Source organism: Microvirga sp. (assembly GCF_014699075.1).
Classification (GTDB): domain Bacteria; phylum Pseudomonadota; class Alphaproteobacteria; order Rhizobiales; family Beijerinckiaceae; genus Microvirga.
In genome coordinates, this window is sequence record NZ_JACXAB010000007.1 from 1 (window position 1) to 22,885 (window position 22,885).

A 22,885-nucleotide genomic window follows, 5' to 3' on the forward strand; every position below is an offset into this window, starting at 1 on the left:
AAAGCCGGCGTAATCGGCTTTGCCAAGGCGCTGGCCCAGGAGAACGCCAACAAGGGCGTCACCGTCAACGTGATCGCCCCGGGCTACATCGCCACCGAGATGGTGAAGGCGGTGCCGGAAGAGGTGCTGAAAGCCAAGATCCTGCCGCTCATTCCGGTGGGCCGTCTCGGCGAGGCGGAGGAGATCGCCCGCACCGTGCTCTTCCTGGCAGCGGACGACGCCGGCTTCGTCACCGGCTCGACCCTGTCGGTGAACGGCGGCCAGTACATGGCCTAATCGGGTAGCGTCATCCCGGACGCAGCTTCGAGCTGCGATCCGGGATCGATTAGAGATAAAGGCGCTTTCCTCGTCGGACGATCCCGGTTCTACGCTTCGCTTCGACCGGGATGACGTGTTAGGTGGCGGTCATCATGACGACTCGCACCGCCACCACCATCGGCCTCACCGCCATCCTGCTCTGGTCCATGCTCGCCCTGTTCACGGCGGCAACAGGCACGATCCCGCCGTTTCAGCTCAATGCCATGACCTTCCTGGTGGGCGGGCTGGTGGGCGTGGCGAGCTGGATCGCGCGGCCGCAGGGGCTGAAAGCGCTGCGCCAGAAGCCTGTCGTCTGGGCCTTGGGCGTCGGCGGTCTCTTTGGCTACCATGCCCTCTATTTCGCAGCCCTGCGCTGGGCGCCGCCGGCCGAATCCGGGCTGATCAATTATCTCTGGCCCCTCCTGATCGTGCTCTTTTCGTCCTTCCTGCCGGGCGAGCACCTGCGTCGGGCCCATCTCGTCGGAGCGCTGCTGGGTTTCGCCGGCGTGATCGTGCTCATCGCCGGACGCGGCGCCTTCGACGCGCGGGCGGAATACATGCCGGGGTATCTGTGCGCCTTCGTGGCCGCCTTTGTGTGGGCCGGCTACTCGGTGCTGTCGCGCCGCTTCGGCCAGGTGCCGACCGACGCGGTGGCGGGCTTCTGCCTGGTGACCTCGCTGCTCAGCCTCGTCTGCCACCTGATCTTCGAGACCACCGTGTGGCCCGAGACCACGACGCAATGGCTCGCCCTTGTGGCGCTCGGCATCGGGCCGGTGGGCGCGGCCTTCTACGTGTGGGATATCGGCATGAAGCAGGGCGACATCCGCTTTCTCGGCGTTGCCTCCTACGCGACGCCGGTGCTCTCGACCCTGCTGCTGGTGGTCGCCGGCTATGCGGCGCTGACCCTCTCGCTCGCGCTGGCCTGCGGCCTCATCGTGGCCGGAGCACTCGTGGCCACGCTCACGCCGAAGAAGAGCGTCCCGGCATGACCCGGTGGGTGTAGCGGTAGGCGGTGCCGAAACCGAGCGCCCCGTAGAGGGAGCGGGCGATCTCGTTCTCCTCCCGCACCTGGAGATAGGCCGTGTGCGCACCCTGCTCGCAGCCCCAGGCCATGAGGCTTGAGACCACGCGGCGTCCTAACCCGATGCCACGCAGGTCCGGGGCGACGACGATGTCGTAGAGGCCCACATAGCCGCGCTCCACCACCCCGAGGCCCCAGGCGACGGGCCTGTCGTCGAGGCTGAGCGTGGCGAAAGCTGCCTTCTGGCGAATGCGCGAGACGATCTTCATCAGGGTCTCGTCATCGGCCTTGTCGCCGCCATAGGAGCCCGCCGCCTCCCGCACCCAGCGCTTGGAGACCTGCGGCTCGAGCGCTACCTCGGGATCGCGCTCGCAATCGTCGCTGCTGATGGACGCGGTGAGAACATGCGTTGCCTCGATCTCCTTGAAGCCGCGCAGCTTCAGCCGCTCGTCCACATCGGAGGCTTCCACCCCGTTGAGGCGGAAGGTCGGGCGCACATTGGCCTCGACGAAGCGGGCGACCATGTAGTCGATGAGCTCGTCGTCGAGGGAGACGCCCGACCGGAACGGCGTCGCGGAATTGGCGCGCTTCGAATAGCCATCCGCAAGGCGCAGAACCCAGCCGTCATAGATCTGATAATCGAACGAGGGCCAGGCATTCACGAGGCGGCTCTCGAGCCCGATGATGAGGCTGTGATCGTTCATGAGGCTATCCGCTCCTGCAGGGTGCCGCGGTGGCGCATCGAATTGGATCCCAAAAGTGGTTTCCACTTTTGGGTCCGATGCTCTAGGTCAGAACCGGTTCTTCCATTCGCGCAAGGCCTGGAACACCTCCACGGGACTGGCCCCCTGCTTATCAACGGCTTTCGCGAGCGCCGGCTCCCCGGCACGCAGGAAAGGATTGGTCGCCTTCTCCTGGCCGATCGTCGACGGCACCAGGAAGCGTCCTTGCGCCTTGGCATCCTCCGCCTCTTCAGCTCGGGCCCTCAACGCCGCATTGTCCGGATCCACTGCCAGCGCGAAGCGTGCGTTCGAGAGCGTGTAGTCGTGCCCGCAATAGACCCGCGCCTCGTCCGGCAGGGCCGCCAAGCGCTGCAGCGAGTGCCAGAACTCAGCGTAGGTGCCCTCGAACATCCGCCCGCAGCCGAGGGTGAACAGGGTATCGCCGGCAAACAGCGCGCGGTCCGCCGCGAACCAGTAGGAGACGTGGTCGAGGCAATGGCCCGGCGTCTCCCACACATGCGCCTGCAGGCCGCCCACATGCACCGTGTCGCCCTCGCGCACATAGGCATCGGCATGAGGCACCGCCTCGCGGGCCTTGACCGGCGCCACCACCCGGCAGCCGGTGCGGCGCTTCAGGCCGTCGATGCCCTGCACATGGTCGCCATGGCGGTGGGTGACGAGGATGTCCGTGAGCTGCCAGCCCTTCTCGGACAAGGCCGCCAGGATCGCGCCTTCGTCAGGTGCGTCGATGGTCGCGCAGGCGCCCGTGTTGGGATCGTGGATCAGAACACCGATATTGTCCTGAAGGCAGAGAAAGGCGTGGATCTGGGCTGACATCGAGGAACCTTGTCTTGATGTGCTCTGAGCTATCATGGGACAGTCGGCGCGTGAAACCAGACCCCGAACCCTCGATTGCCGGTGTCGGACCGGCCCGAGAGGCAGCCTGTTGAGGTCATGAGCATCGATATCACCGATCTGCGCGGCTTCTATGCCAGCCCCCTCGGGGCGGTGACGCGCCGCTTCGTCGGCCGGGCCGTCGACCGGTTCTGGGGCCCGCTGACGGGTCTGCGCGTGCTCGGCCTCGGCTATGCGCCGCCCTACCTCTCGGCCGCAAAGGGCGAGAGCGAGCGCACGCTGGCCTTCATGCCGGCGAACCAGGGCGTGGTGAACTGGCCCAGCACCGGGGCCTCCGCGTCGGCCCTCGTCGATCCGCTGATGATGCCCCTGCCCGACGCCTCCATCGACCGGGTTCTCGTGGTCCATGCGCTGGAGACGGTGGAGAGCCCGAGCGAGCTCCTGCACGAGATCTGGCGCATTCTCACCCCGGGCGGCCGGATCATCCTGGTGGCGCCGAACCGGCGCGGGCTCTGGGCCCGGATGGACACCACGCCCTTCGGCTACGGCCAGCCCTATAGCCGCTCGCAGCTCAAAAGCCTCATGCGCCAGACCTGGTTCTCGCCGGAGGGCTGGGCCGAGACCCTTTACGTTCCCCCCCTGCGCAACCGCTTCCTGCTCCAGACCGCCCAAGCCTGGGAGCAGGTCGGCGCCGGCTTCTCCCTGCCCTTCGCCGGCCTCCATATCGTCGAGGCCACAAAGCAGCTCTACCGGCCCGGCGCCGTGCGGGCCGTGCAGCGCTCGCGCCGCTTCTCGCCGGTTTTCGTTCCGGCCCCCGCCTCGCATCTAGGCTGATTGTCCTTGATTCCGCCGCGTTTCAGGTGACTAAGCCAGGGCTCAACTTGACTTAGAGTGCCCGAAACGCCAGTGTCCGCCCCGCTTCGGCAGGGCTATCGGGCCATGCCGGTCTTCAATTCTATCAGAGCATCGTGCGGAAAAGTGGATCCGGTTTTCCGCACCGAACGATGCTCTCACTCATGGAGGAAGCATCGGGTTAGTCCCAAAAGTGCAAATCCACTTTTGGGCCCGATGCTGTAGAGTCTGATGCGCAGTTATCTCGATTTCGAAAAGCCCGTCGCGGAGCTGGAAGCCAAGGTCGAGGAGCTTCGGGCGCTCGGTGAGAACCGGGACGCCGTCTCCATCGCCGATGACATCTCCCGCCTGGAGGTCAAGGCGGCCGATGCCCTGAAGGATCTCTACGGCAGGCTCACGCCCTGGCAGAAGACCCTCGTGGCGCGCCATCCCCAGCGGCCCCATTTCATTGATTACTGCGCCGGGCTCATCGCGGAATTCACTCCGCTCGCCGGCGACCGCAAGTTCGCCGAGGACGAGGCCATCGTCGGCGGCTTCGGGCGCTTCCGCGGCCAGCCGGTCTGCGTGATGGGCCAGGAGAAGGGCCACAACACCGAGACCCGCATCCGGCACAATTTCGGCATGGCCCGCCCCGAGGGCTACCGCAAGGCCGTGCGCCTGATGGAGATGGCGGACCGCTTCAGCCTGCCGGTGATCTCGTTCGTCGACACCGCCGGCGCCTATCCGGGCATCGAGGCGGAGGAGCGCGGGCAGGCCGAGGCCATCGCCCGCTCGACGGAGATGCAGCTCTCCTTGGGCGTGCCCAACGTCTCCGTCGTGATCGGCGAAGGCGGATCGGGCGGCGCCATCGCGATCGCCACCGCCAACAAGGTGCTGATGCTGGAGCATGCGATCTACAGCGTGATCTCGCCGGAAGGCGCGGCCTCCATTCTCTGGCGCGACGCGGCCCGGGCCCAGGACGCCGCCACCAACATGAAGATCACGGCTCAGGACCTCCTGCGGCTCGGCATCATCGACGGCATCGTGACGGAGCCCGTGGGCGGCGCCCATCGCGACCCGCAGGCCACCATCCAAGCCGCAGGCAACGCCATCGAGGAAGCCCTGCACGACCTCGGCAATATGGGACCGGCCGAGATCCGCGATCACCGGGCCGACAAGTTCCTGGCCATCGGCCGGAAGCTCTGATCCGGCCTCTCCCATGACGGACGGAGTACGCTGACAAGAGCGGACTCCGGCGCCCTTGGCCTCGCTTTACCTCCAAAGAGAGGCCTGCTCTCCAAAGAGACAGGCCCAAAAGCCGCCAAAGACGGATTTTTTACCTTCCATTCACCACGACTCCATCATGGCCCCGCTTGCAGTAAGGGCGGGTTAAGGCTAACGATTTAGGGGTAAAGGGGAACTGTTCGGCAAAGGCGCCGGGCAGATCAAAAATTGCGGGGTCCCCATGATGAAGCGTATCGCATTGGCCGCGAGCCTGGTGCTCGCGCTTGCTGCCTGCCAGGACGATAATCTCTCCCGTGGCTCCACACGCCACCTTGTGCCGATTCCGTCAGCCACCATGGCGTTGATGTCGACCAAGGGCATGTCCAAGGAAGACCCGATCCTGGTCCGAGCCTATAAGAAGGAATCGGAGCTGGAGATCTGGAAGCGCGGCTCCAACGGGAAGTACGCGCTCCTCAAGACCTACCCGGTCTGCCGCTGGTCGGGCCAGCTCGGCCCCAAGAACCGCGAGGGCGACCGCCAGGTGCCGGAAGGCTTCTACACGGTCACCCCAGCGCAGATGAACCCCAATTCCAATTTCTATCTCTCGTTCGATACCGGCTATCCGAACGCGCTCGACCGGTCGATGGGCCGCAGCGGCGGCGACATCATGGTGCATGGCTCGTGCTCGTCGCGCGGCTGCTTCGCCATGACGGACCAGAATGTGGCCGAGATCTACGCCATTGCCCGCGAAGCCCTCGGCGCCGGCCAGCGCGGCTTCCAGTTCCAGTCCTATCCGTTCCGGATGACGGCCGAGAACCTGGCCAAGCACCGCCTCGACCCGAACATCGCCTTCTGGAAGAACCTCAAGGAAGGCGCCGATGCCTTCGAGGTGACGAAGCAAGAAGTTCAGGTCGCCGCCGGCCGCGGACGCTACGAGTTCAACATCGATCCCGACTCCGCCTCCGTGGTGGCGCAGAAGCGCGTCCAGGACGAACAGGAAGTGGCGGAGCTCGTGGCCAAGGGCGAGAAGCCGATCAAGCTCGTCTACCACGATGGCGACACGCACGAATCCTTCCGCACGGCGCTTGCCAACGTCACGGGCGTGACCGACACCAAGCTCGGCTATGTGAGCCGGACCGAGGGCATCTCGTCCGGTCCGCGTGTGGTCGCCCTCAACGACACCGGCAAGGAAGTGCCGGAGGCGCCCCCGACGGCCCTGGCCTTCGCGTCCATGCGGGAAGTTCCCGTCACCCAGGCGGAGACCCGCGCGGCCGTGACCGAGCAGACGGCTCCGGTGGCGGCTGCCGTAGCAGCTCCCGCGTCTGGAGAGACGCCGTTCTACAAGAAGATGTTCGGCGGCGTCGCAGACCTCTTCAGCACCTCGTCCGCTCAGCCCCTGGCTGAGACGGTGCAGGTGGCGCCTGCGGCCCCGATGAAGACCGCACCTGCCATGAAGCCCATGCCGCAGAAGCGGGCCGAGGCTGCATCGCCCGTCAAGGTCGCGAACGCGAACTGACCTCCCCAAAACAACGATATGCAAAAAGCCCGCCGATGAGGCGGGCTTTTTGTTGGGACGGCCCAATCAGCCTTGGAATGAGATACCAAGAGGCACGTCAGAAGCGGCCGCAAGAGAAAGGCCGCCCTGTGAGGCAGCGCCGGTTGTTGCGCGTCTTATCCTAGTCGATCACCCGAACAGGGCGTCGATAGCGTCCTGGGAGGTGCGGTTCGGGTCGCCGTCCAGGGCCGGTCCGTTCAGGAGAGCCTCGTCCCCTTCCCGCTCCGGCAGCTGGAAGGCTTCCACGTCGTTGAAGCTCTCCAGGCCGCCCCAGATCTGCGCCATCTGAGTCACGCGCTCCTCGATGAACTTCATGGAACCCACGACCTTGCTGATGCGCTGGCCGGTAATGTCCTGGAAATTGCAGGCCTCGAAGATCGTGATCACCCGGTCCGAAATCCGCCGCGCCATCTCGGCATCGTCGCCCGACAGGCGGGAGGCCAGCGATCCGGTGATCTCGTCGATCTCCTCGGCGGCCGCCAGGATGCTGTTGGTGGCAGCCTCCGTGCCGCAGACCACGGCTCCGAGTTCGTCGGTGACGCTCGTCACCTGCCCGCCCGGGCTGTGGGAGTGCAGGGTCGCGATCTCGCGCTTGGTGCGCTGGATCGACTCCGTGATGGCGTCGAGCTCATCCTTGAGGTGGAGCGCCTCGCGCAGGTCGGTCCGGATCTGGTCGAGAAGGGCCTTGGATGCCCCACTGCTCGGCTCGAGAGCCGCATGGATCGCAGCCATGCCCCGCATGATCTCGGCATGCCGACGGGCCGCGATGCTCTCGCGGGACTGGGCCAGGAGATCCAGGCTCAAAGGGTCGAAGGAAACAGGCGGTGGGAGACGCATGGCGGCTACTCACCCAGAACGGCGGCGATCTTCGAGCGCAGGGTATCGGCGTTGAAGGGCTTGACGATGTAGTTGTTGACGCCCGCCTGCTTGGCCGCGACCACGTTCTCGGTCTTGGCCTCGGCAGTGATCATGATGAAGGGAAGGCTGCCCAGCTCCGCGTCGGCGCGCACCTGCTGCAGCAGCTCGAAGCCGGTCATGGGCGCCATGTTCCAGTCGGAGATCACCAGCCCGTACTTCTTCTCCTTGAGCTTGCCCAGAGCCTCCGAGCCGTCCTTCGCCTCGTCGACGTCGTTGAAGCCGATCTGCTTCAGCAGGTTGCGGATAATGCGCAGCATCGTCTGATAGTCGTCAACGATGAGCACCGGGAGAGACGTGTTCAATGCCATGATGGTTCGGCCTGCAAAGTGAGAAAGGAAATGAGAGGAAGGCTTTTGACGGACGCTTCTTCAAAAAGATTGTTCGGGTCCCTGCCTTATCCCTCACGATGCTTGCCTCAAGCTGGCGTCACGGCAGCAAAAAGCCCGGCCTCTCGGCCGGGCTTCTCATTTCAGCATCGGTACCAATTGTTCAGTGCCGTAAGCCAGGCGCCTCCTGGCCGGTGCGCTCCACGTATTCGGTGTAGCCACCGCCGTACTGATGAACGCCCTCCGGGGTGATTTCCAGGAGGCGGTTGGACAGGGCCGCCAGGAAGTGGCGGTCGTGCGAGACGAACAGCATGGTGCCTTCGTACTTCGACAGCGCGTCGATCAGCATTTCCTTGGTGGCGATGTCCAGATGGTTCGTGGGCTCGTCGAGCACCAGGAAGTTCGGCGGGTCGTAGAGCATCTTGGCCATTACGAGGCGCGCCTTCTCGCCACCGGAGAGCACGCGGCACTTCTTCTCCGCATCGTCGCCTGAGAAGCCGAAGCAGCCGGCGAGCGTGCGCAGCGAGCCCTGCCCGGCCTGCGGAAAGGAATCCTCCAGGAATTCGAACACCGTGCGGTCGCCCTCCAGCACCTCCATGGCGTGCTGGGCGAAGTAGCCCATCTTGACGCTCGCGCCGACGGTCACCGATCCCTCGTCGGGCGCAGTGGCACCCGCCACCAGCTTCAGGAGCGTCGACTTGCCGGCGCCGTTGACGCCCATGACGCACCAGCGCTCCTTCCGGCGCACGCCGAAGTCGAAGCCTTCATAGATGCTGCGGCTGCCATAGCGCTTGTGCACGTTCTTCAGGCTGACCACATCGTCGCCCGAACGCGGCGCGGGCAGGAAATCGAACGCCACCGACTGCCGGCGCTTGGGCGGCTCCACCCGGTCGATTTTCTCCAGCTTCTTGACCCGGCTCTGCACCTGCGCGGCATGGGAGGCGCGCGCCTTGAAGCGCTCGATGAACTTGATCTCTTTCGCAAGCATCGCCTGCTGGCGCTCGAACTGCGCCTGCTGCTGCTGTTCGTTCAACGCACGCTGCTGCTCGTAGAACTCGTAATTGCCCGAATAGGTGGTAAGCGAGCCGCCGTCGATCTCCATGATCTTGTTGACGATGCGGTTCATGAAGGCGCGGTCGTGCGAGGTCATGAGCAGCGCGCCGTCATAGCCTTTCAGGAACTCCTCCAGCCAGATCAGGCTCTCAAGATCGAGATGGTTGCTCGGCTCGTCGAGGAGCATCACGTCGGGACGCATCAGAAGAATGCGGCCGAGCGCGACGCGCATCTTCCAGCCGCCCGACAGGGCGCCCACGTCGCCGTCCATCATCTCCTGGGAAAAGCCGAGGCCTGCGAGAACTTCGCGCGCACGGCCTTCCAGGGAGTATCCGTCGAGTTCCTCGTAGCGCGCCTGCACCTCACCGTAGCGCTCGATGATCTTATCAAGATCGTCCGCCCTGTCGGGATCCACCATGGCGGCTTCGAGTTCGCGCAGCTCCGCCGCCACGGCGCTCACGGGGCCTGCGCCCTCCATCACCTCGGCGGCGGCGCTGCGGCCCGCCATCTCGCCCACATCCTGGCTGAAATACCCGATGGTGATGCCGCGATCGACGGAGATCTGGCCTTCGTCCGGCAGCTCCTCCTTGGTGACCATGCGGAACAGCGTGGTCTTTCCCGCCCCATTGGGGCCGACGAGGCCGATCTTCTCCCCCTTCTGAAGGGTGCCCGACGCCTCGATGAAGAGAATCCGGTGGCTGCTCTGCTTGCTGACGTTTTCGATGCGAATCATGGTCTTTGAAACTTGACGATGGTGGACGGCGCAGAAAAAGCCCGGCCATGAGGCCGGGCTTTTCATGAATATGGTTCAGGGCGTGGCGGCTTTAGGCCACGAACTGCCCATGGCAGTGCTTGAACTTCTTGCCCGAACCGCAGGGGCAGGGCTCATTGCGGCTGACACGGCCCCAGGAGGAAGGATCGTTCGGGTCACGTGACGGCGTCGGCTCGGTCACTGCTGCGGCGGCGAAGCCGAGCGCCGGACCGGCCCCAAAGGCGCTCCCTTGTGCCAAGTCGAACTCGTTCTCGCCGGTGGCCGGATCGAGATGCTGGGCGAACATCGGCGGCAGCTCCTGCGGCTCCGGCTGCTGGAACACCACCTGGATGCGCATGAGCTGGCCCGTCACCTGCTCGCGCAGGTGGCCGATCAGGCCGTTGAACAGCTCAAAGGCTTCGGACTTGTACTCGTTGAGCGGATCGCGCTGAGCGAGCCCGCGCCAGCCGATAACCTGACGCAGGTGGTCGAGGGTCACGAGGTGCTCGCGCCAGAGGTGATCCAGGCTCTGGAGCAGAACCTGCTTCTCCACGTAGTTCATGACCTCGGCCGAGTTCGCCTCGATCCGCTGGGCATAGGCCTCGTCGGCCGCCTTGGTGATGCGCTCGCGGATCTCGTCGTCGGCAATGCCCTCTTCCTTGGCCCATTCATCGACCGGCAGATCGAGGTTGAGGAAGTTGAGAACGTTTGCCTTGAGTCCCTCGACGTCCCACTGCTCCGCATAGGCGTTCTCGGGGATAGCGCGGCCGACGATGTCTTCGATCACGCCATGGCGCATGTCGTCGATGGTCTCGCGCACGCTCTCCTGCGCCATGAACTCCTTGCGCTGCTCGAATACGACCTTGCGCTGGTCGTTCATGACGTTGTCGTATTTCAGGATGTTCTTGCGGATGTCGAAGTTGCGCGCCTCGACCTTCGCCTGCGCGCGCTCGATGGCCTTGTTGATCCACGGGTGGATGATGGCCTCGCCCTCTTTCAGACCGAGCTTCTGCAGCATGCCGTCCATGCGGTCGGAGCCGAAGATGCGCATCAGGTCGTCCTGGAGCGACAGGTAGAACTTGGAGCGGCCCGGATCGCCCTGGCGGCCGGAGCGGCCGCGCAGCTGGTTGTCGATGCGCCGCGACTCGTGGCGCTCGGTGCCGAGCACGTAGAGGCCGCCGGCGGCGAGCGCCTTTTCCTTGAAGGACGCCACCTCGTCGAGGATCTCCTTCTCGCGGCGCGCGCGCTCCTCGCCCTCGACGCCGGCGAGCTCGCGCTCGACGCGCATCTTGGCGTTACCGCCGAGCTGGATGTCGGTGCCGCGGCCGGCCATGTTGGTGGCAATCGTGATCGCGCCCGGCACGCCGGCCTGGGCGACGATGAAGGCCTCCTGCTCGTGGAAGCGGGCGTTCAGCACGGCGAAGTGCTTGGTGCCGCGTCCGGCGCGGGCGTCCTGGTAGAGGGGCTCGAGCGCCAGCGGATTCTCGAAGTCGATGAGGGTGTAGCCCTGCTTGACCAGCATATCGGCCAGATGCTCGGACTTCTCGATGGAGGTGGTGCCGACCAGGATCGGCTGCCCCTTGGCGGAGGCCTCCTCGATGTCGCGGATCACCGCCTGATAGCGCTCCTCGAAGGTGCGGTAGACCTCATCGTCGTCGTCGATGCGGGAAACCGGCCGGTTGGTCGGGATTTCGACCACTTCGAGGTTGTAGATCTCGAGGAACTCGTCGGCTTCTGTTGCTGCCGTGCCGGTCATGCCGCCGAGCTTGTCGTAGAGGCGGAAGTAGTTCTGGAACGTGATGGAGGCGAGCGTCTGGTTCTCGGGCTGGACCTGAACCTTCTCCTTGGCCTCGAGCGCCTGGTGCAGGCCTTCCGAATAGCGGCGGCCCTGCATCATGCGCCCGGTGAACTCGTCGATGATCACCACTTCGCCGTTGCGGACGATATAGTCCTTGTCGCGCTGGAACAGGGTGTGGGCGCGCAGCGCCTGGTTCATGTGGTGGACCAAGGTGGCGTTCTGGGCGTCGTAAAGGTCGCCCTCCTTGAGAAGGCCGATCTCCCGCAGCAGCTCCTCGATCTTCTCGGTGCCGGCCTCGGTGAGGGCCACGGAGCGCTGCTTCTCGTCGAGCTCGTAGTCGCTCTTGTCGAGGCGCGGGATCACCACGTCGATGGCGTTGTAGAGATCGGAGCGGTCGTCGAGCGGGCCGGAGATGATGAGCGGCGTGCGGGCCTCGTCGACCAGGATCGAGTCCACCTCGTCCACGATGGCGAAGTTGTGGCCCCGCTGAACCATCTGCGCCATCTCATATTTCATGTTGTCGCGAAGATAGTCGAAGCCGTATTCGTTGTTGGTGCCGTAGGTGATGTCGGCCGCATAGGCCTGGGCACGCTCCACGTCGTCGAGCCCGTGGACGATGACGCCGACGGACAGACCGAGGAAACGGTAGATCTGCCCCATCCACTCCGAGTCGCGCTTGGCCAGGTAGTCGTTCACCGTGACCACATGGACGCCCTTGCCGGCGAGCGCATTCAGGTAGACCGGGAGCGTCGCCACCAGGGTCTTGCCCTCGCCGGTGCGCATCTCGGCGATCGAGCCCTCGTGGAGGACCATGCCGCCGATGAGCTGGACGTCGAAGTGGCGCTGCCCCAGGGTCCGCTTGGCCGCCTCGCGAACCGTGGCGAAGGCCGGCACCAGGATGTCGTCCAGGGTCTTGCCTGCCGCGAGCTGAGCCTTGAAGTCCTCCGTGCGGGCGCGGAGCTGCTCGTCGGACAGGGCCTCCAGCTCGGCCTCCATCGCGTTGATGGCCGCGATCTTGGGCCGGTAGGACTTCAACCGGCGATCATTGACCGAGCCAAAGATTTTCTTCGCGAGAGAACCGAACATCGGGAGCCTTCGAAAATTCCGTAAAGGGATAAGGGGCGTTTGGGCCGCCTTATAGACCTAATCATGCCAGATTGCATCTTAAAGGCCGTGCCTTTAGTGGCGCAGCCTCAGGAGGTGCCGGAGGGGTGTTCAAGACCCCGCGAGCGGCGATGCTGTGACATAAATATGCCATCTCTTGCAAACGTAAACACATTCGGCCATCTGATCGTCGCTGTCCGTGGGCGATCACGCTCACCAGAGGAAACACGAATGCATCGCTCACTCAACGTCCGGAAGAGCCTTCTGACCCTCGGCGTCGCCCTGCCGCTCCTGGCCGGCGCTGCCCTCGCCCAGACCCCGCCCGCTCCCGCGACCTCGCCGGCTGCCGTTCCGGCCGTCGACCCCGCCAAGGTGGTGGCCCGCGTCAACGGCATCGAGATCACGGAAGGTGACCTCGCTATCGCGGCCGAGGACTCGGCCCTGCAGATGCCCAACGTCCCCGACGAGCAGAAGCGCGAGCTTCTCACCGGCTACCTGATCGACCTGAAGCTCGGCGCCAAGGCGGCCGAGGCCGCCAAGGTCGGCAGCGGCGCCGAGTTCGCCCGTAAGCTCGCCTATAACCGGGACAAGACCCTCCTCGACGAGTACCTCGAGCAGGAGTCCAAGAAAGCCGTGACCCCGGAGGCCGCCCGCAAGCTCTATGACGAGACCGTCAAGAGCGTGCCGGCCGAGCAGGAGGTCCGCGCCCGCCACATCCTGGTGGAGAACGAGGACGAGGCCAAGACGATCGCCACCCGCGTGAAGGGCGGCGAGGACTTCGCCAAGGTGGCCGGCGAGGTCTCCAAGGACCCCGGCTCCAAGACCGACGGCGGCGATCTCGGCTTCTTCACCAAGGACCGCATGGTCGAGCCCTTTGCCGAGGCTGCCTTCAAGATGGAAGCCGGCCAGATCTCCGATCCCGTCAAGAGCCAATTCGGCTGGCACGTGATCAAGGTCGAGGAAAAGCGCAACAAGCCGGCTCCGACCTTCGAGGAGACCAAGGACCAGGTGCAAACCTATCTGGCCCGCAAGGCCCAGCAGGACCTGATCCTCGGCCTGCGCAAGAACGCCAAGGTCGAGCGCCTGGACGACAAGGGCAACCTCGTCGAGCAGAAGCAGCCGTAAGGCTTTTCGGCTTCGGAAGAGTTCAGGGCGGCCTTCGGGCCGCCCTTTTCGTTTTGAGGTGCGCCTGGAGCGTCGTTCCGCGTTCCGGCAATGACGCTTCGTGAAGCTTGGACTTGACAAAAAGCCTTAAAAAACCACAGGTCGCGCTCGCAACGTCGTATCCCATCGGCTCTTTCCCGAGTTCCTCATGTCCAAGACCGTGTCTCCGCTCGCGCCCACGTCGTTTCCGACGCTTCCCTCCCTCGAGGGCGTCAGAATCGCCACTGCGGAAGCCGGTATCCGATACAAGAACCGGACGGACGTGCTCTATGTGACGCTGCCCAAGGACACGGCCGTGGCCGGTGTCTTCACCCGCTCCAAATGCCCGTCTGCTCCGGTCGACTGGTGCCGCAAGAATCTCACCAAAGGCGCCGCGCGGGCCCTGGTGGTGAACTCGGGCAATGCCAACGCCTTTACCGGCAAGAAGGGCGCGGAAGCGGTGAAGCTCACCGCCGATATCGCCGCCGAGGCCGCAGGCTGCCGCGCCTCCCAGGTCTTCATCGCCTCCACGGGCGTCATCGGCGAACCGCTCGACGCTAGCAAGTTCCAGGGCGTTCTCGCGGCCTGCGAGAAGAAGGCGAAATCCACCGGCTGGACCGATGCGGCCAAGGCCATCATGACCACCGACACCTTCCCGAAGGTGGCCACGCGCACGGCCAAGATCGGCGGCGTCGATGTGACGATCAACGGCATCGCCAAGGGCGCCGGCATGATCGCCCCCGACATGGCGACCATGCTGTCCTTCATCTTCACCGATGCGCCGATCAACGCCCCGGCGCTGCAGGCTCTGCTGAAAAAGGGCGCCGACAAGAGCTTCAACTGCGTGACGGTGGACAGCGACACCTCCACGTCCGATACGCTCCTGTTCTTTGCCACCGGTACGGCAGCGTCCAAGGGTGCGCCCACGATTTCGCTGCCGAGCGACCGGCGCCTCAAGGAGTTCCGCGCGGCGCTCGAAGGCCTCCTGTGCGACCTCGCTCAGCAGGTCGCCCGCGACGGCGAGGGCGCGCGCAAGTTCGTGACCGTGAAGGTCACCGGCGCCACGGGCGCAACCTCCGCCAAGCGCATCGCCATGGCGATCGCCAACTCACCCCTGGTGAAGACCGCCGTGGCCGGCGAGGATGCCAATTGGGGCCGCGTTGTCATGGCTGTCGGCAAGGCGGGCGAACCCGCCGAGCGGGACAAGCTCGCGATCTGGTTCGGCGACATCCGCGTCGCCGTCAAAGGCGCCCGCGATCCGGACTACGACGAGGCCAGGACCACGGCCTACATGAAGGGCGACGAGATCACGATCCGCGTGGATCTCGGCCTCGGCCGCGGCGAGGCCACCGCGTGGACCTGCGACCTCACCAAGGCCTATGTGGAGATCAACGGGGATTACCGGAGCTGACTACAGGTTTGGAACAACCGTCACTTTCCGCTTGAAGACCACGCGCATAGGGCCGCCATACTGGTCCGTTCCGATGAATACATAGGTGAACTCATCGGCACCCTGATAGCCAGGCTTTGCCATGTAGTGAGCCCGCAGATTTTCTGCCACTGCTTTGCCGACTTTCGGCATCTGCAGGATCTTGACCTCGGAAATTGCTCCTTGAATTCCACTGACGCCAAAGCTGCAACTGGTCCCTGATTTCACCCGGATCTCGCCTTCGAGTTCAGCAGAGCTTCCAGGGATCATGATCGGGGGACCGGAGCATGCCGCCTGAGCTTGTGACGAAAAAGCAGAAAGAGCCAGAAGGCTCGCTATTGTGAGAAGTTTGATTTTCATCTTAGCGCCCCCGGTATTTGAAGTAATGTAATATTATACTAAACATATATTACTACTCCCTCGGTTGTCATCAGGCAACAAATCTGCTGAGTCACAGTCTGCCATGACACCGCACTCCCCCCCTCTCAAGCTCACCCTTGTCGTTGCCGTCGCGTTGATCGACACGGACAACCGCATCCTTCTGGCGCAGCGCCCAGAGGGGAAGCAGCTGGCGGGTTTGTGGGAGTTTCCCGGCGGCAAGGTGGAGCCGGGCGAGCGGCCGGAGGAAACCCTGATCCGGGAACTGCGGGAGGAGCTCGGGATCACCGTGAAGGAGCCCTGCCTCGCGCCGCTGACCTTTGCGAGCTACGGTTACGAGACCTTCCACCTGCTCATGCCGCTTTATGTCTGCCGTCGCTGGGAGGGCTTCGTGCAGCCGATGGAAGGACAGGGGCTGAAATGGGTCAAGCCGCAGGAGCTGCGCGCCTATCCAATGCCGCCGGCCGATGAGCCGCTGATTCCCTTCCTCGTCGATCTCCTGGTCTGAGATCGCGCATGTCCGCCACACAAGGAGAAGCCGCCGCGCTTCCCGCAGCCCCGACCCCGGTCTTCCTGGCGGCGAACCTCCTCGTCTGCTCGATGCTGTGGTCCACGTCGTTCCTGTTCATCAAGCTGAGCGGAGACATAAACCCCTTCGTGCTGGCTTCCATCCGCGGCCTCATCGGCGCGTCGGCCCTCGCCCTGTGGTTCGCCGTGCAGGCCAAGAGCTTCCGCCCCGACAACGGCCAGTGGCACCATTGGGTGGTTCTCGGGGCGCTTAACGGCTGGATCCCGAACGTGCTCGTGGCGCATGCGCTGACCCAGATCGGAACTGCTCCGGCGGCCATGATCCAGGCCTCGGGGCCGCTCATCGTCGCGATTCTGTCGCACCTGCTTTATGCGGACGAGCGGCTGACCGCGCGGCGCTTCGTCGGCGTCATCGTCGGCCTTGCGGGAATGGGAATCCTCATCGGACCGGCCGCCCTGCCGGACAGCGGCATCAGCCCCTGGGGCGCAGGGGCCATGGTGGCGACCGCCCTCAGCTATGCGAGCGCGAACCTCTATGTCCGCTCCATCAAGCACGCGGACCCGGCCCGCCTCGCCCTCGGTCAGCAGATCTGCTCCGCCATTCCGGCGACCGCGCTGGCGCTCATCGTTGCAGGCCCTTCCGCCTTCGCCGCCGTGCCGGGCAGTGCGCCCTCACTCCTGGCGCTCGGCATCGTCTCGACCGCCCTGCCGATCCTGCTCTTCATGCGGCTCATCCGCCGCGCCGGTCCGACCCGGGCCTCGATGGTCGGTTATCTCCAGCCGGTCTGGACGGCGGTCTTGGCCGTTCTCTTCCTGAACGAGCAGATCGGCCTGCGAGAGATCGTCGGCGGTGGCGTGGTGTTGACCGGCGTGGCGCTGGTGTCGCTGAGCGGGCGGCTCAGATCAGCTCGCTGAGCATGGCGCGCGTCTCCCGCGGGATCTCCACCGGCTTCTGGCTCTCGCGGTCCACATAGACGTGGACGAAATGCCCCTGCGCGGCCGCCGCTTGCGCGCCCTGCTTGAAGATGCCGATCCGATAGCGAACGGAGGAGCGCCCGAGATGCGCCACCGCAATCCCCGCCTCCAGCGCATCGGGAAAGGCGACGCTCTCGAAATAGGTGCAGCCCGACTCGACCACGAGGCCGATGACAGGGCTTTCGGTAATCGTGAGCAGCCCCTTCTCCACAAGCCAACCGTTCACCGCCGAGTCGAAATACGAGTAGTAATGCACGTTGTTCACGTGCCCATAAGCATCGTTGTCCATCCAGCGTGTGGCGATGGGGCGAAAAAGCTTGAATTCCGATCGGGCGGGGCGCAAAGGACGATCTTTCATGGCGCGTCTCACCAAGCCGCTTCGTAGATCGCGCGCGCATCGTCCAACGTGAGCGGACGCGGATTGTTCACCAGAAGCCGCGTCTGCTTCATGGCATCCTCGGCCATCATCGGCACGGCCTCCTGCGGGATGCCCACGTCGCGCAGGCGCGGCTGCAGGCCCACCTTCGTGCACAGGGAGGCCAAAGCCTCGACGAAGGCCGATCCCGTCGCGCGGCTTTCGAGTTCCGGGAAGGCATAAGGAACCAGTTCCGCATATGCCGCCTCGCAGGCGCTCGCATTGAAGCGCAGCACATGGGGCAGCACGAGGGCGTTGGAGAGCCCGTGCGGGATGCCGAAATGCCCACCAATGGGATAGGCCAGCGCATGCACGGCTGCGACCGGCGAGTTGGCGAAAGCCTGGCCCGCCAGCATGGAGCCCAGAAGCATGGCGGAGCGCGCCTCCACATCCTGCCCCTGATGCACCGCGCGCTCGATGTTGCGGCCGAGCAGGCGCAGCGCCTCCTTGGCAAGCGCCTGCGAGACCGGGTTGTTGTTGGCGCTCGTCGAGGTGAAAGCTTCGATGGCATGCACCATGGCGTCGATGCCGGTGGCTGCCGTCACATGCGGCGGAAGGCCGAGCGTGAGCTCGGGATCGAGCAGCGCGATATCGGGAATGATGAGAGGCGACACCACGCCCTTCTTCTCATGGGCGCCGGTGGTGACGATGGAGATCGGCGTCACCTCCGATCCCGTGCCCGCCGTAGTGGGAATGGCGAGCAGCGGCAGACGCGGTCCCTTTGCAACGCCGACGCCGTAGATGTCGGCAAGTGTCTCGCCGCTGGCGGCCAGCAGCGCCACGAGTTTTGCTACGTCGATGGACGAACCGCCGCCGAAACCGATCACGGCCCGCGCGTCGAACGCTTTCGCTTTCTCAACCGCAGCCAGCACCACGTCTTCAGGCGGATCGGCCACAACCGCATCGAACACGTCGACGGCCACGCCTGCTTCCTCCAGGGCGCGGAGAGTCGGCGCGATGAGCCCGGCTTTCACCAGACCGGCATCCGTGACGAGCGTCACCCGGGGCCCGAGACGCTGGGCGACGATCTCGCCGAGGCGCGCGATGCTGCCGGAGCCGAAGACGAGGGACGGAGCGGTGTTGAAGGTGAACGGCGACATGGATGCTTCCCGAGATGGGATTTGTGTGCGCCGAAGATGCCTCGTGCGTGCCGAGGCAGCAACCCGGATCCCTTACACCCTTAGGAGAACGCCCCAGAGCATCGGACCCAAAAGTGGAGCCCACTTTTGGGTCCGATGCTTATCTTCTTGAGCAGCGCATCGTGTGGACCGGAAAGCCGGGTTCACTTTTCCGCACGATGCGTTAATCCGTGAACTCCTCGATCGCATCCACCTTGTTCGGATAGAAGGCGAGATGCTCCTTGATGGTGGCGACCGAGGGGGACGGCTGCTCATAGCTCCAGGCCGCATTCTCCCGCACGAGCCCCCCGCCGTTGACGGTGAAATAGGAGGCCTCGCCCTTGTAGGGGCAATGGGTGTGGTGATCGGTCGAGTCCAGCAGGTCCATGTGCACATCCTCACGGGGGATGTACTGCACCGGTGGGTAATTCGCCTCCTGCAGGGTGAGCGCCTGCGTGGTCTCCGCGACGATGAAGCCGCCGAGCATGACCCGGATGCGGTTCGGGTTCTGCGTGATGGTGATCGGATGATCCGGGCCGGGCTCCTTCATGGCGCTTCCTTTTCCAAGACAGGGTCTCTGGAGAATGAAGATAGGGCAACCTGGTTGCACCCCAAGGCGCGAGCCGGCCAGCTACTCCTTCTCAGGCTTGGACACGCCTTCCTTAACGCCCAGCGCATCCGCGAGCCGCACCTTGGCGGAGCCGGGGCGCAGGGGCTTCTGCTGGCTCTCATGGGGTGTCCAGCCGGAGAGCCACACGATCTCGAAGGTCGCGGAAATCCGACCGTCGGGCTCGCTGAAGCGTTCCGCATAAATCTCCGCCGCCCGGATCAGGGTGGCGCGTCGCAGCGGGGTCCGACGGCGGTCGTTCAGCGCATTGGTCAGCCCCATCTGGCGCAGGTCGCGCATGAGCGCGAAGGCATTGGCATAGCGCACCCGGACGATATCGGAATCCGTCACCGGCAGGGCAAAGCCCGCGCGCTGGAGCAGGCCGCCGATCTCGCGAAGATCCGCGAAGGGCGCCACCCGGGGACTGACGCCGCCCTCCACCTCCGCTTCGGCCTGCGTCAGCGACTGGCGAAGCTCGGTGAGCGTGCTGCCGCCGAGCAAAGCCCCGACAAAGAGGCCGTCGGGCTTGAGGGCGCGGCGGATCTGGATGAGGGAGCCCGGCAGGTCGTTGACGGAATGCAGCGACAGGAGCGACACGGCGAGGTCGAAGCGCTCGCCGGAGAACGGCAGCCGCTCCTCGTCGCCCAGGATGCTCCCCGGCTCCGGCACCGGTGAGAGGCGGATCACGGTCTCAGCGCGCCCGCTCCGGCGCAGAGCGTCCGCGGCGGCAGGCGTGGGAGTGCCCACGTCGAGGGCGAGGGGAAACTCCCGCAGCACGGTCGTGAGCCGCTCCTCCAGGTCTTCGACAGCGCGGACCAGCAGGAAATCGGCATAGCCCTGGCGCACGGCGCGGGCCAAGCGGCGGCGGACGAGGGGGCGGTCGAAGACGAGAGGCGTGCTCATGAGGCGCTGGATATGGCGTGTGCCGGGCGAAGGTCCAAGGGATTTTTGGAGCACGCCTTGTCATCCCCGGCGAGCGGAGCGAGGGAAGGGGGTCCACGATCACGCGCGGCACAATGGATTCCCTTCCCCTCCGCTGACGCTCCAGCCGGGGATGAGACTCTCCTTGTCCTGAAACCCTCCCCGTCATCCCCGGACTTGTTCCGGGGATTCACGTCTTCTGGAACGCCGCGGTTTCCAAAGACGTGGATGGCCGGGACGAGCCCGGCCATGACGGGAAAGGGCTCACCAGACAGTCACAGGGTAACTCCTCCTCGTCCTTCGCGAACTCATCGGCTAAGCTTTGCCCATGAGCGAGCCCCTCGACGTTGAGCCCCTTCAGCTCCGCGCCCGCCTCCACCGCGGAGCGCGGGAGGCCTGGCGCTCGGCTCTCGGCCTCGTCTACCCGCCGACCTGCATCGCCTGCCAGGCCGCCACCGGGGAGTCTCACACCCTCTGCGCCGCCTGCTGGTCGGGCGTTCGCTTCATCGAGCGCCCCTATTGCGAGCGGCTCGGAACGCCGTTTGCGGTCGACCTCGGCCAGCCGCTGCTCTCGCCGGCTGCCATCGCCGACCCGCCGGTGTTTCAGCGGGCCCGGGCCGTCGCCGAATACGACGGCACCGCAAGCCTTCTCGTTCACCGCCTCAAATACAACGACCGCCTCGAACTCGCCCGGGCGCTGGGCGGAATGATGACGCGGGCAGGCGCGGAGCTCCTAGTGGACGCGGACGTGATCGTGCCGGTGCCGCTCCACCGCTGGCGGCTCTGGTGGCGGCGCTTCAACCAGGCGATGGCGTTGGCAAGAGTTGTCTCCGCCGAGAGCGGCGTGCCCTGCGATCCGTTCCTGCTCGCCCGCGTCAAGCGCACCCGGCGGCAGGTGGGACTCACCAAGGCGCAGCGGCAGGAAAACCTCCAGGGCGCCTTCCGCGTCCCCCTGGAGGCGAAGGCGCGGCTGCAGGGCAAGCGCGTGCTCCTCGTGGACGACGTGCTGACCACCGGGGCCACGGCCAACGCTGCCTCACGGGTGCTTCTGCGCGGCGGCGCGGCTTCCGTCGACGTTCTGGCCTTCGCCCGGGTGGTGAAGGAGTTGTGACTGAGGCGCAAAGCTTCCTATATCCTCCCCACCACAGGAGACATTCCGACGATGCCTGCCATCACGATCTATACGAAAAGCTGGTGCCCCTACTGCTCGGCCGCCAAAAAGCTTCTCACAGAGAAGGGCGCCGCGTTCACCGAGATCGACATCGAGAAGAAGCCCGAAGCCAGGGCCGAGATGATCCAGAAGGCCAAGGGCCGCTCGACCGTGCCGCAGATCTTCATCGGCGAAAAGCATGTCGGCGGCTGCGACGACCTGTATGATCTTGATGACAGAGGGGAATTAGAGCGTTTGCTAGTGGCTTGACGGCGATCAAGAGGTGATGCAATCGCGCTACATCCCAACCGATCCTGACACAGGACCATTTAAAAGACTTGCGCAATAGTGTTTCTATAGAAAAATACTCCTGATCACTTTCCGGGAGTATTTATGCGCACCAATAGTCTGCTCGCCTTGGTCGGTACATTGGCCTTATCGGGATGCAATGCAACCAGCCCTGTATCGGCTCCCCTTAAGGTTGCGATTTCTGGAAAGCCCTTGAAGGTAGATATTTATTCTTCAATCAATCCAGATTGCACCTCTCGCGGTTCAACAACGATCCGCATCATCGAGCGGCCCAAGCACGGTACAGTAGAGTTTCGAGAAGCAACCGATTTCACGGACTACAAACAGGGAGATAATCGGGCTCACTGCAACACACGTAGGGTTCCAGTAACGCAGGTTATCTATACCCCTGCACCAGGCTATACGGGCGCGGACAGTTTCCAAACGGACGCCGTGTTTCCATCCGGCAACACTCGAACCGTCCAATACAAGGTAGAGGTTCGCTGAGTTGCAATAGCCGGTAAGGTGAACACCATTTCGATGCTGTAGCGCTAAGTAAGCACTATATGCATATAGGTATGGTGTGCCCTTACCGGAGACTCACGTATGAACCAGCCCCGCTTCACCGCCGCCTGCATCCAGATGCGCTCCGGGCGCGACGTCCTGAAGAACCGCGACGCCGCCGTGGCCCTCGTGCGCCAGGCGGCCGATCAGGGCGCGCATTTCGCCCAGACGCCGGAGATGACGTCGCTCGTCTGCCGCGACCGGGCGGAGCTGTTCGACAAGGTCGGGCCGGAGGCGCAGGATCCGGTGCTCGCGTCCTTACGCGACGTGGCGCGGGAGCGCAGCATCGTGGTCCAGATCGGCTCCATCGCCGTGAAGGAGGGCGACAAGGTCGCCAACCGGGCCTTCCTGATCGACCGGGACGGCGAGGTCATCACGTCCTACGACAAGATCCACCTCTACGACGTGGACCTGCCGAACGGCGAAAGCTGGCGCGAATCGGCCACGTACACAGGCGGGGCATCGGCCGTGGCCGCCGAGACGCCCTGGGGCTATCTCGGCATGACCATCTGCTACGACGTGCGCTTCGCCGCTCTCTACAAGGCGCTGGCCGATAATGGAGCCTCCTTCCTGTCGGCGCCGGCCGCCTTCACCAAGCAGACGGGCGAGGCGCACTGGCACATCCTGCACCGGGCCAGGGCCATCGAGACGGGCTCCTTCATGATCTCCGCCGCGCAAGCGGGGCTCCACGAGGACGGCCGCGAGACCTACGGCCATTCGCTGATCGTCGATCCCTGGGGCCGCATTCTGGCGGAAGGCGGCACGGAGCCCGGGGTGTTCCTGGCCGAGATCGACACCGCCCTCGTGGCGGAGGTGCGCGGCCGCATCCCCACTCTCAAGAACGCCCGGCCCTTCAGGGTCGAGGTCGTGCCCACCATCGAAACGGACCGGGCGGCTACCGCCTGATCCCCTTC

At 64.8% G+C, this 22,885-nt stretch carries 23 protein-coding genes; 12 read left to right on the forward strand and 11 right to left on the reverse strand.

The window, feature by feature from the left end; genetic code table 11:
* Together IC232_RS12935 and IC232_RS12940 are read left to right on the forward strand one after the other, a co-directional pair.
* A partial coding sequence (locus IC232_RS12935; protein WP_190845399.1) for an SDR family oxidoreductase occupies window positions 1–276 on the forward strand: 276 nt, incomplete at its 5' end.
* Between the two features lie 134 nt (window positions 277–410).
* Window positions 411–1,286, forward strand: coding sequence for a DMT family transporter (locus IC232_RS12940; protein WP_190845400.1), 876 nt, complete (start codon window positions 411–413; stop codon window positions 1,284–1,286).
* Here IC232_RS12940 and IC232_RS12945 read toward each other — a convergent pair.
* Window positions 1,258–2,022 (reverse strand): GNAT family N-acetyltransferase, encoded by a 765-nt coding sequence (locus IC232_RS12945; RefSeq protein WP_190845401.1) that lies wholly within the window; start codon window positions 2,020–2,022, stop codon window positions 1,258–1,260. The genes IC232_RS12940 and IC232_RS12945 overlap by 29 nt on opposite strands.
* An 87-nt stretch (window positions 2,023–2,109) precedes the next feature.
* Entirely contained in the window at window positions 2,110–2,877 is a 768-nt protein-coding gene (gene gloB, locus IC232_RS12950) for a hydroxyacylglutathione hydrolase (protein ID WP_190845402.1), read from the reverse strand.
* 117 nt (window positions 2,878–2,994) lie between these two features.
* Between gloB and IC232_RS12955 the strand changes: the two genes are divergently transcribed.
* From IC232_RS12955 to IC232_RS12965, 3 genes are all read left to right on the forward strand, one after another.
* Window positions 2,995–3,729, forward strand: coding sequence for a class I SAM-dependent methyltransferase (locus IC232_RS12955; RefSeq protein ID WP_190845403.1), 735 nt, complete (start codon window positions 2,995–2,997; stop codon window positions 3,727–3,729).
* Window positions 3,730–3,978: 249 nt separating this feature from the next.
* Window positions 3,979–4,932 (forward strand): acetyl-CoA carboxylase carboxyltransferase subunit alpha, encoded by a 954-nt coding sequence (locus IC232_RS12960; protein WP_190845404.1) that lies wholly within the window; start codon window positions 3,979–3,981, stop codon window positions 4,930–4,932.
* 259 nt (window positions 4,933–5,191) lie between these two features.
* Complete coding sequence (locus tag IC232_RS12965) at window positions 5,192–6,466, forward strand: murein L,D-transpeptidase family protein (protein ID WP_190845405.1); 1,275 nt, start codon at window positions 5,192–5,194, stop codon at window positions 6,464–6,466.
* Window positions 6,467–6,634: 168 nt separating this feature from the next.
* On the opposite strand, the gene IC232_RS12970 is transcribed toward IC232_RS12965, so the two are convergent.
* The 4 genes from IC232_RS12970 to secA form a co-directional block, all read right to left on the reverse strand.
* A complete protein-coding gene (locus IC232_RS12970; RefSeq protein ID WP_190845406.1) occupies window positions 6,635–7,342 on the reverse strand; it encodes a protein phosphatase CheZ in 708 nt (235 codons plus the stop codon).
* A 5-nt stretch (window positions 7,343–7,347) separates the two neighbouring features.
* Entirely contained in the window at window positions 7,348–7,731 is a 384-nt protein-coding gene (locus tag IC232_RS12975; RefSeq protein WP_036358554.1) for a response regulator, read from the reverse strand.
* A gap of 181 nt (window positions 7,732–7,912) precedes the next feature.
* Window positions 7,913–9,535 carry a ribosomal protection-like ABC-F family protein gene (gene abc-f, locus IC232_RS12980; protein ID WP_190845407.1) on the reverse strand — a complete coding sequence of 541 codons (1,623 nt, stop codon included), beginning with the start codon at window positions 9,533–9,535 and terminating at the stop codon, window positions 7,913–7,915.
* Window positions 9,536–9,626: 91 nt separating this feature from the next.
* On the reverse strand, window positions 9,627–12,437 hold the full coding sequence (secA, locus tag IC232_RS12985) for a preprotein translocase subunit SecA (RefSeq protein WP_190845408.1): 2,811 nt from the start codon (window positions 12,435–12,437) through the stop codon (window positions 9,627–9,629).
* A 249-nt stretch (window positions 12,438–12,686) separates the two neighbouring features.
* Between secA and IC232_RS12990 the strand changes: the two genes are divergently transcribed.
* Window positions 12,687–13,580 carry a peptidylprolyl isomerase gene (locus IC232_RS12990; RefSeq protein ID WP_190845409.1) on the forward strand — a complete coding sequence of 298 codons (894 nt, stop codon included), beginning with the start codon at window positions 12,687–12,689 and terminating at the stop codon, window positions 13,578–13,580.
* 187 nt (window positions 13,581–13,767) lie between these two features.
* Entirely contained in the window at window positions 13,768–15,009 is a 1,242-nt protein-coding gene (gene argJ / locus IC232_RS12995; protein WP_190845410.1) for a bifunctional glutamate N-acetyltransferase/amino-acid acetyltransferase ArgJ, read from the forward strand.
* Here argJ and IC232_RS13000 read toward each other — a convergent pair whose 3' ends face one another.
* The gene (locus IC232_RS13000) at window positions 15,010–15,387 is read right to left on the reverse strand and encodes a hypothetical protein (protein ID WP_190845411.1); all 378 of its coding nucleotides are present in this window, start codon (window positions 15,385–15,387) and stop codon (window positions 15,010–15,012) included.
* Window positions 15,388–15,490: 103 nt separating this feature from the next.
* Here IC232_RS13000 and mutT point away from each other — a divergent pair, with 103 nt between their 5' ends.
* Window positions 15,491–15,913 (forward strand): 8-oxo-dGTP diphosphatase MutT, encoded by a 423-nt coding sequence (mutT, locus tag IC232_RS13005; protein WP_190845412.1) that lies wholly within the window; start codon window positions 15,491–15,493, stop codon window positions 15,911–15,913.
* An 8-nt stretch (window positions 15,914–15,921) separates the two neighbouring features.
* Window positions 15,922–16,848: a DMT family transporter gene (locus IC232_RS13010; RefSeq protein WP_190845413.1), complete on the forward strand. Its 927-nt coding sequence runs from the start codon at window positions 15,922–15,924 to the stop codon at window positions 16,846–16,848.
* Here IC232_RS13010 and IC232_RS13015 read toward each other — a convergent pair.
* The 4 genes from IC232_RS13015 to IC232_RS13030 form a co-directional block, all read right to left on the reverse strand.
* On the reverse strand, window positions 16,832–17,266 hold the full coding sequence (locus IC232_RS13015; protein WP_190845414.1) for an acyl-CoA thioesterase: 435 nt from the start codon (window positions 17,264–17,266) through the stop codon (window positions 16,832–16,834). The genes IC232_RS13010 and IC232_RS13015 overlap by 17 nt on opposite strands.
* A gap of 8 nt (window positions 17,267–17,274) precedes the next feature.
* The gene (locus tag IC232_RS13020) at window positions 17,275–18,423 is read right to left on the reverse strand and encodes an iron-containing alcohol dehydrogenase (protein WP_190845415.1); all 1,149 of its coding nucleotides are present in this window, start codon (window positions 18,421–18,423) and stop codon (window positions 17,275–17,277) included.
* A gap of 202 nt (window positions 18,424–18,625) precedes the next feature.
* Window positions 18,626–18,991 (reverse strand): DUF427 domain-containing protein, encoded by a 366-nt coding sequence (locus IC232_RS13025; RefSeq protein ID WP_190845416.1) that lies wholly within the window; start codon window positions 18,989–18,991, stop codon window positions 18,626–18,628.
* An 81-nt stretch (window positions 18,992–19,072) separates the two neighbouring features.
* The gene (locus IC232_RS13030; protein ID WP_190845625.1) at window positions 19,073–19,951 is read right to left on the reverse strand and encodes a methyltransferase domain-containing protein; all 879 of its coding nucleotides are present in this window, start codon (window positions 19,949–19,951) and stop codon (window positions 19,073–19,075) included.
* 346 nt (window positions 19,952–20,297) lie between these two features.
* Between IC232_RS13030 and IC232_RS13035 the strand changes: the two genes are divergently transcribed.
* From IC232_RS13035 to IC232_RS13045, 3 genes are all read left to right on the forward strand, one after another.
* On the forward strand, window positions 20,298–21,080 hold the full coding sequence (locus tag IC232_RS13035; protein WP_190845417.1) for a ComF family protein: 783 nt from the start codon (window positions 20,298–20,300) through the stop codon (window positions 21,078–21,080).
* A 51-nt stretch (window positions 21,081–21,131) separates the two neighbouring features.
* Window positions 21,132–21,389 carry a glutaredoxin 3 gene (gene grxC, locus IC232_RS13040; RefSeq protein ID WP_190845418.1) on the forward strand — a complete coding sequence of 86 codons (258 nt, stop codon included), beginning with the start codon at window positions 21,132–21,134 and terminating at the stop codon, window positions 21,387–21,389.
* Window positions 21,390–22,013: 624 nt separating this feature from the next.
* On the forward strand, window positions 22,014–22,877 hold the full coding sequence (locus IC232_RS13045; protein WP_190845419.1) for a carbon-nitrogen hydrolase family protein: 864 nt from the start codon (window positions 22,014–22,016) through the stop codon (window positions 22,875–22,877).
* Window positions 22,878–22,885: the final 8 nt, after the last annotated feature.

Coding starts and splice junctions, on each gene's coding strand:
- abc-f (WP_190845407.1), bottom strand. CDS start 9,535: ATGATTCGCATCGAAAACGTCAGCAAGCAGAGCAGCCACCGGATTCTC.
- IC232_RS12945 (WP_190845401.1), bottom strand. CDS start 2,022: ATGAACGATCACAGCCTCATCATCGGGCTCGAGAGCCGCCTCGTGAAT.
- IC232_RS13030 (WP_190845625.1), bottom strand. CDS start 19,951: ATGAGCACGCCTCTCGTCTTCGACCGCCCCCTCGTCCGCCGCCGCTTG.
- IC232_RS12960 (WP_190845404.1), top strand. CDS start 3,979: ATGCGCAGTTATCTCGATTTCGAAAAGCCCGTCGCGGAGCTGGAAGCC.
- IC232_RS13020 (WP_190845415.1), bottom strand. CDS start 18,423: ATGTCGCCGTTCACCTTCAACACCGCTCCGTCCCTCGTCTTCGGCTCC.
- IC232_RS13025 (WP_190845416.1), bottom strand. CDS start 18,991: ATGAAGGAGCCCGGCCCGGATCATCCGATCACCATCACGCAGAACCCG.
- IC232_RS12965 (WP_190845405.1), top strand. CDS start 5,192: ATGATGAAGCGTATCGCATTGGCCGCGAGCCTGGTGCTCGCGCTTGCT.
- IC232_RS12940 (WP_190845400.1), top strand. CDS start 411: ATGACGACTCGCACCGCCACCACCATCGGCCTCACCGCCATCCTGCTC.
- IC232_RS12975 (WP_036358554.1), bottom strand. CDS start 7,731: ATGGCATTGAACACGTCTCTCCCGGTGCTCATCGTTGACGACTATCAG.
- IC232_RS12990 (WP_190845409.1), top strand. CDS start 12,687: ATGCATCGCTCACTCAACGTCCGGAAGAGCCTTCTGACCCTCGGCGTC.
- secA (WP_190845408.1), bottom strand. CDS start 12,437: ATGTTCGGTTCTCTCGCGAAGAAAATCTTTGGCTCGGTCAATGATCGC.
- IC232_RS13015 (WP_190845414.1), bottom strand. CDS start 17,266: ATGAAAGATCGTCCTTTGCGCCCCGCCCGATCGGAATTCAAGCTTTTT.
- IC232_RS13000 (WP_190845411.1), bottom strand. CDS start 15,387: ATGAAAATCAAACTTCTCACAATAGCGAGCCTTCTGGCTCTTTCTGCT.
- IC232_RS13045 (WP_190845419.1), top strand. CDS start 22,014: ATGAACCAGCCCCGCTTCACCGCCGCCTGCATCCAGATGCGCTCCGGG.
- argJ (WP_190845410.1), top strand. CDS start 13,768: ATGTCCAAGACCGTGTCTCCGCTCGCGCCCACGTCGTTTCCGACGCTT.
- IC232_RS12955 (WP_190845403.1), top strand. CDS start 2,995: ATGAGCATCGATATCACCGATCTGCGCGGCTTCTATGCCAGCCCCCTC.
- mutT (WP_190845412.1), top strand. CDS start 15,491: ATGACACCGCACTCCCCCCCTCTCAAGCTCACCCTTGTCGTTGCCGTC.
- grxC (WP_190845418.1), top strand. CDS start 21,132: ATGCCTGCCATCACGATCTATACGAAAAGCTGGTGCCCCTACTGCTCG.
- gloB (WP_190845402.1), bottom strand. CDS start 2,877: ATGTCAGCCCAGATCCACGCCTTTCTCTGCCTTCAGGACAATATCGGT.
- IC232_RS13035 (WP_190845417.1), top strand. CDS start 20,298: ATGAGCGAGCCCCTCGACGTTGAGCCCCTTCAGCTCCGCGCCCGCCTC.
- IC232_RS12970 (WP_190845406.1), bottom strand. CDS start 7,342: ATGCGTCTCCCACCGCCTGTTTCCTTCGACCCTTTGAGCCTGGATCTC.
- IC232_RS13010 (WP_190845413.1), top strand. CDS start 15,922: ATGTCCGCCACACAAGGAGAAGCCGCCGCGCTTCCCGCAGCCCCGACC.